Source organism: Spirosoma foliorum, assembly GCF_014117325.1.
Lineage (GTDB): Bacteria > Bacteroidota > Bacteroidia > Cytophagales > Spirosomataceae > Spirosoma > Spirosoma foliorum.
This window is the reverse complement of sequence record NZ_CP059732.1, coordinates 5,715,619-5,730,407: the sequence shown is the minus strand read 5'-3', so window position 1 is coordinate 5,730,407 and position 14,789 is coordinate 5,715,619. Positions and strand designations below refer to the sequence as shown.

16 protein-coding genes are annotated in these 14,789 nt (G+C 46.7%); 5 read left to right on the top strand and 11 right to left on the bottom strand.

The features are described 5' to 3' along the window. Positions 1 to 2: 2 nt before the first annotated feature. Positions 3 to 293, bottom strand: a complete 291-nt coding sequence (locus H3H32_RS24280) for a hypothetical protein (RefSeq protein ID WP_182458184.1) — start codon at positions 291 to 293, stop codon at positions 3 to 5. Positions 294 to 348: 55 nt separating this feature from the next. Here H3H32_RS24280 and treZ point away from each other — a divergent pair, with 55 nt between their 5' ends. Then, positions 349 to 2,253 (top strand): malto-oligosyltrehalose trehalohydrolase, encoded by a 1,905-nt coding sequence (treZ, locus tag H3H32_RS24275; protein ID WP_182458183.1) that lies wholly within the window; start codon positions 349 to 351, stop codon positions 2,251 to 2,253. 141 nt (positions 2,254 to 2,394) lie between these two features. Here treZ and H3H32_RS24270 read toward each other — a convergent pair whose 3' ends face one another. The 3 genes from H3H32_RS24270 to H3H32_RS24260 form a co-directional block, all read right to left on the bottom strand. Further along, entirely contained in the window at positions 2,395 to 3,108 is a 714-nt protein-coding gene (locus H3H32_RS24270) for a DUF8737 domain-containing protein (protein ID WP_182458182.1), read from the bottom strand. Between the two features lie 121 nt (positions 3,109 to 3,229). Further along, positions 3,230 to 4,111: a LytTR family DNA-binding domain-containing protein gene (locus H3H32_RS24265; protein ID WP_182458181.1), complete on the bottom strand. Its 882-nt coding sequence runs from the start codon at positions 4,109 to 4,111 to the stop codon at positions 3,230 to 3,232. Between the two features lie 25 nt (positions 4,112 to 4,136). Continuing rightward, entirely contained in the window at positions 4,137 to 5,003 is an 867-nt protein-coding gene (locus tag H3H32_RS24260) for an SMP-30/gluconolactonase/LRE family protein (RefSeq protein WP_182458180.1), read from the bottom strand. A 183-nt stretch (positions 5,004 to 5,186) separates the two neighbouring features. On the opposite strand from H3H32_RS24260, the gene H3H32_RS24255 reads away from it, so the two are divergent. Then, complete coding sequence (locus tag H3H32_RS24255; RefSeq protein ID WP_182458179.1) at positions 5,187 to 5,396, top strand: hypothetical protein; 210 nt, start codon at positions 5,187 to 5,189, stop codon at positions 5,394 to 5,396. Positions 5,397 to 5,487: 91 nt separating this feature from the next. On the opposite strand, the gene H3H32_RS24250 is transcribed toward H3H32_RS24255, so the two are convergent. Then, complete coding sequence (locus H3H32_RS24250) at positions 5,488 to 6,738, bottom strand: MFS transporter (RefSeq protein ID WP_182458178.1); 1,251 nt, start codon at positions 6,736 to 6,738, stop codon at positions 5,488 to 5,490. A gap of 55 nt (positions 6,739 to 6,793) precedes the next feature. Here H3H32_RS24250 and H3H32_RS24245 point away from each other — a divergent pair, with 55 nt between their 5' ends. Beyond that, the gene (locus tag H3H32_RS24245) at positions 6,794 to 7,456 is read left to right on the top strand and encodes a phosphoribosylanthranilate isomerase (protein ID WP_182458177.1); all 663 of its coding nucleotides are present in this window, start codon (positions 6,794 to 6,796) and stop codon (positions 7,454 to 7,456) included. 111 nt (positions 7,457 to 7,567) lie between these two features. On the opposite strand, the gene H3H32_RS24240 is transcribed toward H3H32_RS24245, so the two are convergent. Beyond that, on the bottom strand, positions 7,568 to 7,990 hold the full coding sequence (locus H3H32_RS24240; RefSeq protein ID WP_182458176.1) for an Hsp20/alpha crystallin family protein: 423 nt from the start codon (positions 7,988 to 7,990) through the stop codon (positions 7,568 to 7,570). Positions 7,991 to 8,320: 330 nt separating this feature from the next. On the opposite strand from H3H32_RS24240, the gene H3H32_RS24235 reads away from it, so the two are divergent. Next, complete coding sequence (locus tag H3H32_RS24235) at positions 8,321 to 9,661, top strand: tetratricopeptide repeat protein (RefSeq protein WP_182458175.1); 1,341 nt, start codon at positions 8,321 to 8,323, stop codon at positions 9,659 to 9,661. Between the two features lie 145 nt (positions 9,662 to 9,806). On the opposite strand, the gene H3H32_RS24230 is transcribed toward H3H32_RS24235, so the two are convergent. Then, positions 9,807 to 10,130, bottom strand: coding sequence for a hypothetical protein (locus H3H32_RS24230; protein ID WP_182458174.1), 324 nt, complete (start codon positions 10,128 to 10,130; stop codon positions 9,807 to 9,809). A gap of 52 nt (positions 10,131 to 10,182) precedes the next feature. Further along, complete coding sequence (locus H3H32_RS24225; RefSeq protein ID WP_182458173.1) at positions 10,183 to 10,953, bottom strand: AMP nucleosidase; 771 nt, start codon at positions 10,951 to 10,953, stop codon at positions 10,183 to 10,185. A 110-nt stretch (positions 10,954 to 11,063) separates the two neighbouring features. Between H3H32_RS24225 and H3H32_RS24220 the strand changes: the two genes are divergently transcribed. After that, positions 11,064 to 11,507: a type I restriction enzyme HsdR N-terminal domain-containing protein gene (locus H3H32_RS24220; RefSeq protein WP_182458172.1), complete on the top strand. Its 444-nt coding sequence runs from the start codon at positions 11,064 to 11,066 to the stop codon at positions 11,505 to 11,507. Positions 11,508 to 11,610: 103 nt separating this feature from the next. On the opposite strand, the gene H3H32_RS24215 is transcribed toward H3H32_RS24220, so the two are convergent. The 3 genes from H3H32_RS24215 to H3H32_RS24205 are packed head-to-tail and all read right to left on the bottom strand — an operon-like array spanning position 11,611 to position 14,757. Beyond that, positions 11,611 to 12,177: a YceI family protein gene (locus H3H32_RS24215; RefSeq protein WP_182458171.1), complete on the bottom strand. Its 567-nt coding sequence runs from the start codon at positions 12,175 to 12,177 to the stop codon at positions 11,611 to 11,613. 52 nt (positions 12,178 to 12,229) lie between these two features. Next, positions 12,230 to 12,685 carry a MarR family winged helix-turn-helix transcriptional regulator gene (locus tag H3H32_RS24210; RefSeq protein WP_182458170.1) on the bottom strand — a complete coding sequence of 152 codons (456 nt, stop codon included), beginning with the start codon at positions 12,683 to 12,685 and terminating at the stop codon, positions 12,230 to 12,232. A 56-nt stretch (positions 12,686 to 12,741) separates the two neighbouring features. Further along, positions 12,742 to 14,757 (bottom strand): BamA/TamA family outer membrane protein, encoded by a 2,016-nt coding sequence (locus H3H32_RS24205; RefSeq protein WP_182458169.1) that lies wholly within the window; start codon positions 14,755 to 14,757, stop codon positions 12,742 to 12,744. Positions 14,758 to 14,789: the final 32 nt, after the last annotated feature.

Below are 14,789 nucleotides of genomic sequence, written 5' to 3'. Positions count from 1 at the left end.
CGCTAGAAAACAACCAGAATCAACAGGATGAGTAAGGTGATTGCCAGTAAGGCGATCCAGTCAAAACGTTGTTCCAGGAATCGCCTGATTCCTGCTTTAGCGGGCTTCGATAAGCCCAGTTTGTTAAAATTCTCTCCCCTCTCCATGCCGTGTTTTGTTGTTTGATGGTTATTGTCCAATAAAATTAATACGACCATCAGCACTGATTTAGCGAGGTTGATAAGTGGAGGGAACCCATCTGAAACCGGCAGAAGTGGCTTGATATGCGGTTGTAAACTCAATTTTGCCAACACATCGGTTAAACATTAGTTGTCTATCTAACTGCTTGTCTGTCACCAATCTCAATGTATGAATCAATCACTAATTAACCACCGGACGCTGGGCGTTACGTTTTCTGCCAATAGTACATGCGTGCGCGTCTGGGCTCCACAGGCGCAATCGGTAGAGCTTCGTGTGTACAATCGAGAGCTAACGATACCGCTTCAAAACGATGGCAATTACTGGCAAGCGAACGCCAATCAACTCCAGCCCGGCGATACCTATAAATTTATCCTGAACGGAACCCTCGAACGACCCGACCCGGCATCGCTGGCACAGCCTGATGGCGTACACGGTCCATCGCAGGTGCTTGATGTCACGACGTTTGCCTGGACGGATGCCGATTGGCGTAATCTGCCGCTGGAAGATTACCTGATTTACGAGCTTCATACAGGAACATTCACGCCCGAAGGCACCTTTGCGGGAATCGAAAGCCGGTTGGATTATTTACGTGAACTAGGTATCAATACGATTGAAATCATGCCGGTAGCACAGTTTCCGGGTACGCGTAACTGGGGCTACGATGGCGTTTGTCCTTATGCTGTGCAGTACTCGTATGGGGGTGCTGCCGGGCTTCAGCAATTAGTGGATAGCTGCCACCGGAAAGGGCTTGCCGTTGTGCTTGATGTGGTCTATAACCACATGGGGCCGGAAGGGAATTACTTTGGTGATTTTGGTCCATACTTCACGACTCGGTATCAGACGCCCTGGGGAAACGCGCTCAATTTCGATGGTGACTATAGTGATAGCGTGCGCCGGTATTTCGTTGAAAATGTGCTGATGTGGTTTCGGGATTTTCATATTGATGCCTTACGAATCGATGCGGCCCATGCGATTCATGACACTCGGGAAACCCATCTATTACGCGAGATAAAACTGTATGTCGATGAGTTGATGAGCCAGACCGGGCGACAACATTACCTGATTGTTGAGTCAGATCAGAACGAAACGCGCTTTATTCAGCCACTGGCCGATCAGGGCTATGGCATGGATGCGCAATGGAACGATGAGTTTCATCATGCCTTACGGGTAGCGGCTGGGGGCGAACGGAAAGGCTATTATGCTGACTACAACGGGATTATGCACCTGGCAAAATCGTACAAAGATGCCTATGTGTATGATGGTACGTACATGCCTCGCCGTGCCCGGATTGTCGGGAAATCAACGGCAGGATATGCCGGGCGACAATTTGTGGTTTTCTCTCAGAATCACGATCACATTGGCAACCGAATGTTGGGCGAGCGACCTAGTCAGCTCGTGAGCTTTGCCATGCAGAAACTGATGGCAGGAGCCGTTATCAGTAGCCCCTATTTGCCGATGCTGTTTATGGGCGAAGAATGGGGCGAATCGAATCCATTTTTATATTTCGTCAGCCATTCTGATCCGACTCTGATTGAAGCGGTTCGGCAGGGACGCAAGCGAGAATTTGCCGCTTTTCAGACACCTATTCCCACGTCCAGCACGCCCGTACCGGGTGAAGTGGTTGCTAGTATAGACCTACTGGACGCCCAGGATGAACGAACATTTGAGCGATCGAAATTGCAATGGTCATCCCTGGCAAAAGAGCCGCACCAAACCCTTTTTCGCTACTACCAGACCCTGCTCGCCTTGCGAAAGCAGTCATCGTTACGTCATCCCGACCGTGAATCGGTGGCTGTGGTGGCCGATGAAGTGCAGCAAACGCTCACGCTGTTTCGTCAGCACAAGCAGTTTCAAAAAGGGCAGTTAACAGAATCGGAGACGGTTGTCTGTCTGATGAATTTCTCGAAGGAAACCCGGTCATTTACGCTAACCGCTACTGAGCGACAGTGGCAAAAGCTGTTGGACTCCGCCGATCCGCAATGGCTAGGTTCTGTACAGGCACCAATGACGCTCGCTGGAAATGAATCTGTGGTGGTTCAGGCGGAATCTATCCTGATTTATACAAATAAGTGAGACTGGCCGGATAGTGGTGTCAGGTTCTTCAACCTGACACTTTTAGGTTGCTCAAAACCTACTGTTTATACCAATAGGTTTTGAGAAACCTACCGTGTCGGGTAAAAGCACCTGACACCACTGTAACACCACACTCAAGGTCTAATCCCCTTTCGTCAATCGCAGAATCGCCACCGCGTGAGAAAACAGCACGGCTGGAACGACAAAGCCAGGCAACCAAACATAGGGAAATTTTAGAATGGCGACATTGGGCTGGTCGAAGGCGAGTTGCTCGAAGGGGAAAGGCGTTGCTAGGAGGGCGTGCCCGACAATATTCAATACTGAGCCTAAGGCCAGCACGTTCCAGAATAATAGCCAGCGGGACGATATCTGTTTCCGAACAAAGGCATAATAGCCAATAATTGGCGTTGTTAAACCGGCCAGAATATCATAGTTGCCACCTTCAAAAGTCATGAGTTGAGGCACCTGCTGATAGATGAACAAAGCATACAAGGTTAATTCGACAGGTAGACGCACCGTGTGTAAGAACGTTAACCTCGACAAGGGTAATTGGCTAACCCAAAGCCGCCCTTTTGAGGTAACCAATAAGCCGACTATCAATAATAGAGGTGGTCCAAGAACCAGTATCAAATGGGGCGGTTGGGCGTCGAGTTGCTGGAAGAAGTTACTATAGGCTAGCGTTGCCAGAATCGCCAGCCAACTGATGCCCACAATAAGGAATCGCGTTGCACTTCGGGTAGAGGCCTGGCGGATGGACAGATAGAGCATGACCAAAGCGAAGAGTGTCGTTGCCGTAAAAAAGAGCACTAGCCAGATGGGTGTGGCTTCATATAAATGTGAGAGATTGGGTTTCATAAGGCATGTGGTTTCAGCAGGCTACCTTGCCTGTTGTCACAAAGGAAACCAGCCTTACTGACGTCTGTACGCTGAATTGGTCGCTACATTAATGAATGGTACGCAAAAGAAGCATGAATGGTCAGTGTACAGTTGCCGTCTGTAACCATTTCTTGAGTTCGAGGCTTCGGTAGCGACTAACGATGACCTCCTGATTGGGTTGTTGCTTATGCAGGGAAGGCACAAGCGTAACCATGAGTTTGCGATTGACATCGTCCTGAACGGCCCGAACCGCGTTTAAGCCAACGACAAACTGCCGACTGAGCTGGAAGAAATAACGAGTATCCAAATGATCTGTCAGTTGGGCAAACGATGAATAGCGGGTTGTCAGTTGCTGACCATCGGCTTTAACGAGCAGCACCAGGCCACCTGTCGAATAAAAATAAGCAATCTCATTAGCTGGTAGGCGCAATTGGCCCGTGCTGACTTCAATCGAAATAATCGAAGGCAATGACGTTAGTGGGATGCCAGCCGTTGATTCTGATGAAAAATTGGCCGAAAGTGGTTCATTGAACTTTTCCCGTTCGGCAAAAAAAGCCTGCAAAATATACAGTCCCGAATAGCCTCCATTAACCAGCGTTGCCAGCGTAATGCAAACAATAACTCCTCGGGCAACGATGAATGCAGGTGGCCAATGGTGCATATAAACTCGCTGAGCCAATGGGAAAATAATGGCAAAAGTCAGGAGTGTTGCCAACCCGCCTACAAGTATCTGTGCCAGCAGCCGACGGATGGGGTTTTCCCAGAAGGGGAGCCGATGATCCAGCCAGCGGAAAATGAACAGATTGACCTCCCAGCAGGAGAACATAACCGTAGCCACCGTCAGAAAATACCCCCACGGAAATTGGTAGCCAGACTGGCCGGGAAATACCTGACTAAACACCACATGCGACGCCACGAGTGCCGCAATCGGAATGGCGGTGATCAGAAAGATGATATGCTGCTGGCGTGTAAGGGGAGACATGGTAGCGATCTATGCTCACAAAACACTACTCAACTTTGTAAGCAACCAGGCTATTTTTATAAAAAGTCGGAACGATTATCAATTTCTTCTTGGCAACGTAATCAATATCGGCCGCGTTGATTTTTTCGGGCCGCGTATCTAGCAATTGTTCTTTTGTGCCATCGGCATTCACATGGAATAGCTGGCCGTTCCAGTCCGAGACAAAGTAATTTCCTTTTCCTTCGGGCACAATACCATCTGTATTGGTCATGCCATCGGCTATTTTCGTGATTACTTTTGTAGCCAGGTCAACAGACTGCAAAGCGCCTATTTTGGTGCTCCCAATCAGGAGCTTATCCTTTCCAACCGCCAGTAAGCCATTGGGTTTGTTGAGTTGTTCGCCATCCAGAAAAACTTCCCATTTACCGTCTTGCAATCGATAGACTTTATCATTCCTGTTATCCGAAACATATACGGTGCCATCTTTCGCCACCGTCACGTCATTTAAATACCCATCTTTCCCAACAGCATCCCAGGTTTTTTCGGCCTGACCATTTTCCGTATTAATACACACCAGCCGATACACATCCGTCACATAAAGCTTCTTTTTATAGAGGCCCATTCCCTTAGGTGCATTCAGGCCAGACGTCCAGCGTAAGTTTTCAATGGTACCATCCAATGACACTTTCGAAATGAAACCGCTTCCATCGAGGGCGTCGGGTTTGCCATCAATATTGGCCACATACAACGTGTGTTTACCATCGTACAGGACCGACTCTGGGGTACGAAGTGTTGTATCCGTTTGCCAGGCTTTCACCAGTTTTATCGGTTTCGGACGAGCTGCTGCAGGCGTCAGTGCAAGTAAGAAACTTCCGGTAATTAACACAAGACTTGGTAAAGTATACTGATTCATACTTTTGATTATCAGTTAATTGAAAAAATTTAGTTGTAAAATGCCGGGTCTACCCTTACTCTACAGCACATATATAGAATAGACAATATAATTTTTCTAATCGGCTATTAATTTGCGATTCTAACGTAGAAACAATCTAAAAACGAGGGTGTTTAAAATCCTGCACGCTAAAAAAATCAGGTTATGGAAAATTACCAGTCCCTCGCTTCGCAGGTGCAGACACCAGTCGGGCAACTCAAGGAAAGCATCCGAGATATGATCCGGCTGCAACGTGATTATCAACTTTCAGACGAGTTGTTCTGGGAAGTTTTTAACGCTCGCGTTCTGCTCAACGAACAGATTGATGTGAATGCCTTCCTGAGCGACTTAAACACGTCACCCGTTTTAGCCTAACCCTATGGACGTATTGGTTGCCAACCTGCGCCTAACTATCCACGAATCGGTAGCCAGGCGCAGGTTTTTATTTATCCATCACCTTTTGCCATCAACTCAACCGCACCGCAAACAATTCTTTCGACTTGGCGTACACATACGCCACGACGAATAGCGTAACAACACCCCCCAAAGCAACCGACGGTACTGCACCGAGCAGCCGGGCCAGCAACCCTGATTCAAAAGCCCCGATCTCGTTGGATGAACTAACAAAGATTCCATTCACAGCCGCTACGCGCCCACGCATATGATCGGGTGGAAAAATCTGTAAAATTGTTTGCCGAATAATGACGCTCACACTGTCGAAAGCACCCGTTAAGCCCAACATCAGGAGCGACAGGTAGAAGTTGGTAGACCACGCAAACACAATAGTGGCTACGCCAAATCCAGCTACGGCCAGCAGCATATTTCGCCAGGCATTGTGCGTTGGTGGATGCTTGGTCATGTAAGCCATCGTAAGCAGGGCACCTACAGAGGGGGCCGCTCGCAGGAATCCTAAACCTTCGGCCCCTACTTTTAAAATATCTTCGGCAAAAACGGGCAGAATGGCTACCACACCTCCAAACAGTACCGAAAACAGATCGAGGGAAATGGCATAGAGGACAATCTGGGTTTTGAAAACAAAGCGGAACCCTTCGGTCAGGCTTTCCCGTAGACCCATAACTGGTTCATTACTGACGGGTACAGGCTTGCGTTTGATGAGTGTAATGAGCACATAACAAATCACCAATAATGCAATGACTACAATCAGCGAATTATCGAAACCAACCCAGCTGTACAGAAAACCGGCTAAACCCGGCCCAACAATGGCCCCGGCCTGCCAAAACGAACTACTCCAGGTAGCCGAGTTCGCATAAAGTTCGCGGGGGACCAGAAACGGTTTTAGGGATGAGCTGGCAGGTGAATAAAAGCCCTTGGCGGTGCCAATCAACATCAGCACTCCATAAATAGTGGCTAATCGGGCTGTTTGTGATAAACCAGCTACGATAGACGGTTGAAACACTAAATACAGAATCACCGAGCCCAGCAGAATGACCAAAAGGCTCCACTGAAGTATCCGTTTCTTGTCCCGACGATCGGCCAGGTGTCCACCAAATAATGATAGAGCAATAAAGGGAATCGCTTCGGCCAGTCCTACTAAACCGAGCATGAGCGGGTCGTGCGTGAGTTTATACAGCTCATAACCAAGCGTAACTTCCTGAATCAACAGTGTAACTGTAATCAGGAAACTGTTCATGACGAAATAGCGAAATTCAGGAATTCGGAGGGAGGCAAATGTGTCGTCAGACGTTTGTTGAACCATAGTCACACAAACCGTAGATTTACGGCTTTATTAGTTAGATAAGCAACCGAAAACAATGGAATCTCCGTTCCGAACAAGGGTAAAAATTTGTTGCATCAGCAGTGTCGATGAAGCGCGACTGGCTAGTCAACTCGGAGCCGATGCCCTTGGTTTAGTGGGCCGAATGCCTAGTGGGCCTGGCGTGGTCGCCGATGATATAGCCGCTCAGATTGTCAAGGCCACTCCTCCGCCCATAGCAACTTTCATGTTGACCAGTGAAACGAATCTTGCTGCTATTATCGCTCACCAACAACGAGTTGGTGCCAATACGATTCAACTTGTCGATGCCGTGCCACCCGATACGTATGCTCAATTGCATAAGGCCTTGCCTGCTATAAAGGTGGTTCAGGTAATCCATGTCATTGACGAGCGGAATCTTGACGAAGCGCTCGAGGCTGTTCAGTATGGTGTCGATGCGTTGTTGCTGGATTCGGGGAATCCAAATCTGGCTGTGAAAGAGTTGGGTGGTACGGGCCGGGTCCACAACTGGCAGGTAAGCCGAAAAATTGTTGAACACTCGGGGGTTCCCGTATTTCTGGCCGGTGGCCTAAAGCCCGATAATGTGCGAGAAGCTATTGATAGCGTACAACCTTTTGGCCTCGACATTTGCAGTGGTGTCCGAACCAATGGCAAATTGGACGCTCAGAAACTCGAAGCGTTTATGAAGACGATAAAGTAGCGTGGAGCAGGGTGCCGGGAGCAGCAAACCGCGCTTCGTGCACCCTGCTCCACGCAAAAAAAAAGCTCACACCAATCGGCATGAGCTTTCTGATTGTTACCGGATACCCGATTAGGCAACGGTAATTTCCTTCACCAACTTCTCTTCCTTCACTTCGATTTTAGGTAACTCTACCGTCAGGATACCATCGGTATAAGCGGCTTTGATACCATCGGCATTTACAGTTTTAGGCAGCTTGAAACTGCGTTCAAACGAGGTAAAGCCAAATTCTTGACGGGTGAATTTATCCGTCGTTTCTTCGTTTTTTACTTCCGACTGATACCCAATCGTCAGTTTGTTATTTTCTACGTTAATTTTCAAATCCTCTTTCTTCAAACCAGGCGCAGCCAGGTCAAGAATAAACGCCGTTTCAGTTTCCTTTACGTTTACGGCAGGTACGTTTGGCGTCGTGTTTTGGTAACGATTAATTACCGGACGGCTATAAAATGGGTTAAAGAAAGTAGGGAAGTTGTTATATCGAACTAAGGTTGCCATTTGCTTATTTGGTTTATTGGGTTGTTTATAATCAAACACATACATCCTTAGTCAAATGCTGTACCAATACAATTTAAGCACTATTTTGCTGACATTTTGACATAAAAATCATTGATTCGACAATAAAATACGACAAATTGTCATTAATTTTATTTCAAGATGACTCATTTGGCAGGTTTTACTAGAGAGATGTCCACTAGTCATAGAGGCTTGTTCTAAGACCTATACCAGCTTCATCATTTTATCATATTGTCAACTTGGCTAAGCGGCAACAAAAGCCTAATTTTAGCCCCCTTAATACGACTCACCCAAACTTCTGAACTACCTATTATGAAGCGACTTATATTGCCGCTGGTCACGCTACTGTTATGCACTAGGCTGACTATTTCTGTTTCCGCCCAACAAACCGCCGTTGATTTCTTCGAAAATGGCATCGCTAAAAGCAAAGCCAACGATTTTACAGGAGCCTTACAGGCCTTTAGTATGGCCATCACCATGAATCCCGATAATTCGGCGAGCTATTATAACAGAGGGTTAGCCAAAGCTAATTTGAAAGACCATCGGGGAGCCATTCTGGATTACGATCGCGCTATTGAGATCAATAGCAAAGACGCGTTGGCTTACTTAAGCCGGGGCGTCAGCAAAAGCAAACAAGATGATCATCGGGGAGCACTACTGGATTTCAGTCGCTCTATTGAACTAAACCCCGACGACGCACAAGCTTATTATAACCGGGGCGTTAGCCGGAGCCGTATTGATCAGTACCGGGGTGCTCTGGCCGATTTCACCAAAGCCCTCGAACTAGATCCAGGCAATGCCCAAACCTACTACGTTCGGGGGGTTACGAAACAGAAATTAGAAGACTTTTCTGGTAGCCTGCCCGATTTCACGAAAGTAATTGAACTCACCCCCAAACGTTCACAAGCGTATGCCGGACGAGGTATGTCGAAAGTTGAGTTGAATGATTTTGCAGGAGCCGTAATCGATCTGAACAAAGCCATTGAACTGAGTCCCGAAGATGGCGAATCGTTCTTCTACCGGGGTTATGCAAAAAGTAAACTGGAAGATTATAAAGGTGCCCTGCCCGATTATGATAAAGCAATAGCTCTTAAAGGCGACAACTACCGGGCTTATTATGGACGAGGTTTCTGCCGTAGTAAACTAGGCGATCAGAAAAGTGCCGTTCAGGATTTTAACCAGGCTATTGATATAAACAATGCCAACACCGATTCGAAAATCGTTTATAGTGGAAAAATCAGTCGTGTTACGCTCGACAAGCTACGTGATGTGGTACAGGAGCGCAACAAAATCAACGAATTAGGGAGCGAACGTGCTGAGGCCTATTTCAGTCGGGCTGTTAGCAAAAACAAACAGGGCGATCAAAAATCAGCGATTATCGATCTAAACAAAGCCATTGAGCTTAGCCCAACCTATGCCGAAGCCTATTTCAGTCGGGGCCTAATCAGATCGGCGCAAGGCGATCAACGGGGAGCCATTATGGATTGCAATAGTGCGATCAAGCTAAACCCACGCTATGCTGAAGTGTACTACATTCGGGGCATTATCAAACACAGCCTTGGCGATGAGAACGGCGGTTGCCTGGACCTTTCCAAAGCCGGTGAATTAGGCTATAATCCAGCCTATAAAGTGATCAGCGATTATTGTAATTAGTAAGCCCTGAAGGTTAAAAGGGTTTTCGGTGAAATGTATTAGCTATAAGTTAGCCTGATATATTTCACTGAAAACCCTTTTAATTTTTTATACAGATCAAACCACTATCGACTCTGCAGATATTTAGCTTTATAGGCCATTATGGCTATGGCAGCCTTTCTCGTAAAATCTGCAAAATGAGACTTTGACCTGCTTGTATGTTAGCAATATTCTCTTGCATGTTAGTGATATCACCCTGCATATTAACGATACTACTTTTAACTTCAGCAAACCCTTGTTGCACATAAGTCGTCAAGTTAGCCAAGCCGTTAGCTGTCACTTCGCCAGTTTTTTTCACCTGGTCAAGTTCAGCCTTTGTCTTAACGGCTAGTTCGGCAAGCTGCCCCTGCCCTTCAATAAGCCGGTCAATTTTTTGAAGCGAGTCAGCCATCAGTGGCTCCAGTTGGTCAAGTCTACGGTCAGGTTTCATAAAGCAAATATAATAACTACGCTTTATTAATCAACTCACAGCTAGTTTTAGGTTACTCAAATCGCAAGTGCTTCACCGAATCACCCGACGACTCAAGTTCAAGAAGGGCATCGATGCCTATATCGAGGTGAACATTGACAAACTGACCCGTCACTTTTTTGTCGCTTTCTTCGGTTTTCACACCTTCAGGTACTAATGGGTTATCAGATACGAGCAGTAGGGCACCATGTGGAATTGAATTGACAAAACCTACGGTAAAAATAGTAGCCGTTTCCATATCGATGGCCATGGTACGGAGTTCACGCAGGTAATCTTTGAATTGTTCGTCGTGCTCCCAAATTCGTCGGTTGGTGGTATACACCGTGCCTGTCCAATAATCCAACTCGTATCGTTTGATTGTTGACGACACGGCTCGTTGCAGTCGGAAGGAGGGAAGAGCCGGAATTTCGGGCCGCATGTAATCATTGCTGGTACCTTCACCTCGTATAGCGGCAATCGGTAGCACTAAATCGCCGATCTGTGTTTTTTTCAGGCCACCACATTTACCTAAAAACAAAACCGCTTTCGGGTTAACTGCCGAAAGCAGGTCCATAACTGTAGCCGCCATAGCGCTACCCATGCCGAAGTTGATAATCGTGATGTTGTTGGCCGTAGCTGTTTGCATAGCCCGTCCGATACCAAAAATCTCTACATCGAATTTCTTGGCAAACAGCTCGACGTAATTGATGAAGTTGGTTAGCAAAATGTATTCGCCAAATTGCTCAATGGGTGTTCCTGTGTAGCGTGGCAGCCAGTTCTGAACGATTTCTTCTTTTGTTTTCATAGATTTTAATTAGCGAATGAGTGAAAGAGCGAATGAGCGGGTTGGGTATAAGTCACGTTTTTTCACGCACTCTTTCACTCATTCGCTCATTCACTCATTATCTTAGTGGTATGGCTCCATTGAACCTCCCTCCTTTTGACTATAAAACTAAGCAAGTCGAAGGAAAACCGTATATTTTTGACCTGTTACGCCGAAAGTACGTCCGGCTATCGCCCGAGGAGTGGGTTCGTCAGCACATTGTGAACCTACTGCTGACACATTATGCCTACCCCAAAGCCCTCATCCGTTCGGAAGGAGGGCTAACGTTGAATCAGACTCAGAAGCGAACGGATGTTGTTGTCTTTGATCGGCAAGGACAGCCTTTTTTAATTGTTGAGTGTAAAGCACCCCATATCACACTCACCCAAACGGTTGTTGACCAAACTGCCCGCTACAATCATGTTCATCGTGCCCCTTACGTAGTTATTTCTAATGGACTGGTGCATTATTGCTGGTGTGTAAACCACGACACTGCAGAAGTGCAATTTATGGATGACTTCCCGGCGTTTGTCTAATACCAGAGGCCTAGAAGGTTTTAAAGACGTTTATCGCGAGCTTTTATGCACAAAAAATCCCCGACACCAGAAGGCGCCGGGGATCATTATAAGCAATCATAGGTTAGTTTTTCACCAATTCACCAGAAGCCCGGATAGCGATTTCATCGCTAACTACGGCAGCCGGAGCAGAACCCAGGGTAAAATCACCCCGTTTTACTTCGCCAGTTACAATGAAACCAGCTAAGGTTTTCTTGTTTTGTGGGTTCGTAACAGGTCCTTTAAGTACAGCATCAAGCGTTACAGGTTTCGTTACACCGTGCATGGTCAGATCACCAGTCACTTTGTATTTGTTACCCGATACTTTCGTAACTGATTTGCTTTTGAAAGCCAGCGTTGGATATTTGGCAGCATCGAAAAAGTCAGCGCTTTTCAGGTGGCCATCACGCTTTTCCTGGTTAGTATTGATGCTGTTTACATCAGCAGTAAAGTCGATTTGAGCATCAGTGAAGTCATCTTTTGCCGAAGTCATTTTCACGTCGAAATTCGTGAACTTGCCATCAACTTCCGACAACATCATGTGTGTTACGGTGAAATTCAGGTTCGAGTGCGCTTTGTCCAGCGTCCAGGTTTGAGCGAAAGCTCCTACAGATGAGAATAACAGGGCAGCAAGTAAGGTTGCTTTTTTCATTTGGATTGTAAACAGTTAATTAAATTTAGTTAAACGTAATGACAGTATAGAATTAAGACCGAATCCGGTCTAGCAATTGACTCAGGTAAATAGCCTCCTCTTCGGTCAATTTGCTTCGTTGTTTATCCGACCACTCTGTCTGATAAACATCTAATTGGTTGAGTAATGCCAGTCCCTTATCTGTGATGACCACATCGACCGCACGTCGGTCGCTGGGGCATTCGGTGCGTAAGACAAGTTTCTTGGCCAATAGTTTATCCACCAATCTTGACGCATTCGACATTTTATCGAGCATGCGCTCGGTAATATCACTGACTTTAACAGGATCAGGGTATTGGCCACGCAAAATTCGCAGCACGTTATACTGCTGCAATGTCAGCCCAAATGGCTTCAACATCTGCATCTGGCTAGCCGCCATCCAGTTGCTGGTAAAGATCAGATTTACCATCACCCGGTGGTAAGGTGTTTTGAATGGTGTGCTCTGTTTTATATCAGTTTCAATGGACATGGCACAAAGATAGTGTAATTGTATTTAATGTAGCAACACTAAATACAATTATTTTTTTAGCGGTAAGGAATAATCTGAGGTGCAGATAAATCAAAATCACGAAATTGTAGAGTTGGAACGCCTTCAAATGCCGTTCGGAACGGTATTGTATTGCCCGGAATATTGGGATAATACGCCAGCCGAATCTGGAAACTGGTAAACGTCAGGTTTTCATTCCGTAGCCGGAACCCAATGCCGTAGCCCTGATAAAGCGGCCCTTTCAACAACGTTCTGTCAGGAAAACTAATGAGTCCAAGGTTAGCGAACGTCACAAACGCAACCCGGAAGCCAATCAGGCTGAGCCGCGAAAAGAGGACGTTTTCGTAATTGATGAACCATCGGTTTGTACCCCGCAAGGCGTCGCTATTCAGGCCTATGCCGTCGGTGTTGACACCACTTCCTGTACTGCTCAGGGAAATGTATTCATTGTCAAACCGGTCGATCCCAACGGTGTAACGCGTATTAAAGAAGTGGCGCATGTTGCCCCACCTGGTTTTCATGAGTGGGCTAAAATAGTTTGACTCGAGCGACAAAACGGCCTGTTCAACCTTATGATTCCGCACATAGCCGCCAATATTCACCAGTCCGTAGAGATAGCCAAGATGGCGCATGTATTTGCCCTGTGAGAAATTCATACCCGCATACATTCGCTGGCCTAACTCGGCATTATCGAAGCCAACCGTAGCGGCTATCGACTCGCCAATAGGAACGTCTTCTGTACGACCAAACCCGTAAATAAGTACATCGCGGGTGTATTTGCGACGGGAGAACCCAACACTAAACAAGGTAGTCCGACTGTCCTGATAAATCTGGTTCGTGTCAGCCGTAACATCCGGGCGTTTGAAATACTCATAGTTTGTGTTGCGTAAGGCCACAACCAGTCTCGAGCGACCTTTTTCTTCGGTATCTCGCTGTTTGTAAAACAACCGGAACGAGCGGCCTATCCAGATATCCGAATAATTATAACTAACCGGTACCAGTAATACGCTGTCATTCCTGGTAATTAAGCGATTGTTAACCTGCGTATGGTTGAGTTCAATAGAGCCCGCATATTTAGTATCTGGTGTCAGAAAAGGCCGATAGAGCTTAACGGCCACTTGTTTCAGATCGCGCAGGTAGTACAGATCGGCCTCGGCAGTTAGAAAGGTTTTCCCGATGAATGGTACTTTATAGCGGGTCTGGTATTCAGCTTTCTGACGTGGATCGGTTCCTGAATAGGCGAATTGTGCAAAAAGCTGATGGCCCAATCCTCGAAAATTAACCTGATCGAAGCCAACGCTGAAATTCGTAAACCCGCCAAAGCCACCATTTGGCAATAACGACCAGACATCCTGCGTAATCACATACACATCAACAAACTGTCGACTGCCCGGTCGGGGGACTACTAAAATCCGGGCATCGTGAAAAATAGACGTCGTTCGCAACAGCCGTTCGTTATCGCGCAAGACAACCGGATTGAGTGCATCGCCCTGCCGAAACAGCAAATAAGAGTTCCGAATAACATGCTCGCGTGTATTTGTATGCACCGTGCTACCCACTCGCTCGACCCAGTTATTTGCTTTTCGAAGTGTATCGTAAACCGTTTGCCCAAATACGCCCAGTCGGCGGATATAAATATCCCCAATAATCCGCCCTTCAAATATCTTAAATGGATTGACTTCAATCTGACTTACTTCACCGGTTTGGATACGGCTATTGTACACGTCACGAAAAACAGCATCGTAGAGTTGCCGGGTTAGCCGATGTTTATACATCGATGTTTTCAGACGACTGTAAAAAACACTATCTCGACGCATCAGAATACTGTCTGTCTGGGCAGTTAAATGGGCAGCTGTCAGCGAATCAGTTGGCCCAACGTCAATGCCAATGTGCCGAAGTGTATCGACCTGAACATTTTCAAGCGGGTCTTTCCGGATTTGTCGAGTAGTATCGACCTGAGCAAAAACCGACAGATTGCATCCGCACAGAACAATCAGCCACACCAGAAACTGATGAAACCTTGATTGACATTCGTTCGGATAAAGTTGATACATTATGATCTTGAACAGCTAATAGTGATAAGCGG

Excerpts from the sequence above, each read along its gene's own strand:
- treZ (WP_182458183.1), top strand. The coding sequence starts at position 349 with ATGAATCAATCACTAATTAACCACCGGACGCTGGGCGTTACGTTTTCT.
- H3H32_RS24270 (WP_182458182.1), bottom strand. The coding sequence starts at position 3,108 with ATGAAACCCAATCTCTCACATTTATATGAAGCCACACCCATCTGGCTA.
- H3H32_RS24265 (WP_182458181.1), bottom strand. The coding sequence starts at position 4,111 with ATGTCTCCCCTTACACGCCAGCAGCATATCATCTTTCTGATCACCGCC.
- H3H32_RS24260 (WP_182458180.1), bottom strand. The coding sequence starts at position 5,003 with ATGAATCAGTATACTTTACCAAGTCTTGTGTTAATTACCGGAAGTTTC.
- H3H32_RS24255 (WP_182458179.1), top strand. The coding sequence starts at position 5,187 with ATGGAAAATTACCAGTCCCTCGCTTCGCAGGTGCAGACACCAGTCGGG.
- H3H32_RS24250 (WP_182458178.1), bottom strand. The coding sequence starts at position 6,738 with ATGGTTCAACAAACGTCTGACGACACATTTGCCTCCCTCCGAATTCCT.
- H3H32_RS24245 (WP_182458177.1), top strand. The coding sequence starts at position 6,794 with ATGGAATCTCCGTTCCGAACAAGGGTAAAAATTTGTTGCATCAGCAGT.
- H3H32_RS24240 (WP_182458176.1), bottom strand. The coding sequence starts at position 7,990 with ATGGCAACCTTAGTTCGATATAACAACTTCCCTACTTTCTTTAACCCA.
- H3H32_RS24235 (WP_182458175.1), top strand. The coding sequence starts at position 8,321 with ATGAAGCGACTTATATTGCCGCTGGTCACGCTACTGTTATGCACTAGG.
- H3H32_RS24230 (WP_182458174.1), bottom strand. The coding sequence starts at position 10,130 with ATGAAACCTGACCGTAGACTTGACCAACTGGAGCCACTGATGGCTGAC.
- H3H32_RS24225 (WP_182458173.1), bottom strand. The coding sequence starts at position 10,953 with ATGAAAACAAAAGAAGAAATCGTTCAGAACTGGCTGCCACGCTACACA.
- H3H32_RS24220 (WP_182458172.1), top strand. The coding sequence starts at position 11,064 with ATGGCTCCATTGAACCTCCCTCCTTTTGACTATAAAACTAAGCAAGTC.
- H3H32_RS24215 (WP_182458171.1), bottom strand. The coding sequence starts at position 12,177 with ATGAAAAAAGCAACCTTACTTGCTGCCCTGTTATTCTCATCTGTAGGA.
- H3H32_RS24210 (WP_182458170.1), bottom strand. The coding sequence starts at position 12,685 with ATGTCCATTGAAACTGATATAAAACAGAGCACACCATTCAAAACACCT.
- H3H32_RS24205 (WP_182458169.1), bottom strand. The coding sequence starts at position 14,757 with ATGTATCAACTTTATCCGAACGAATGTCAATCAAGGTTTCATCAGTTT.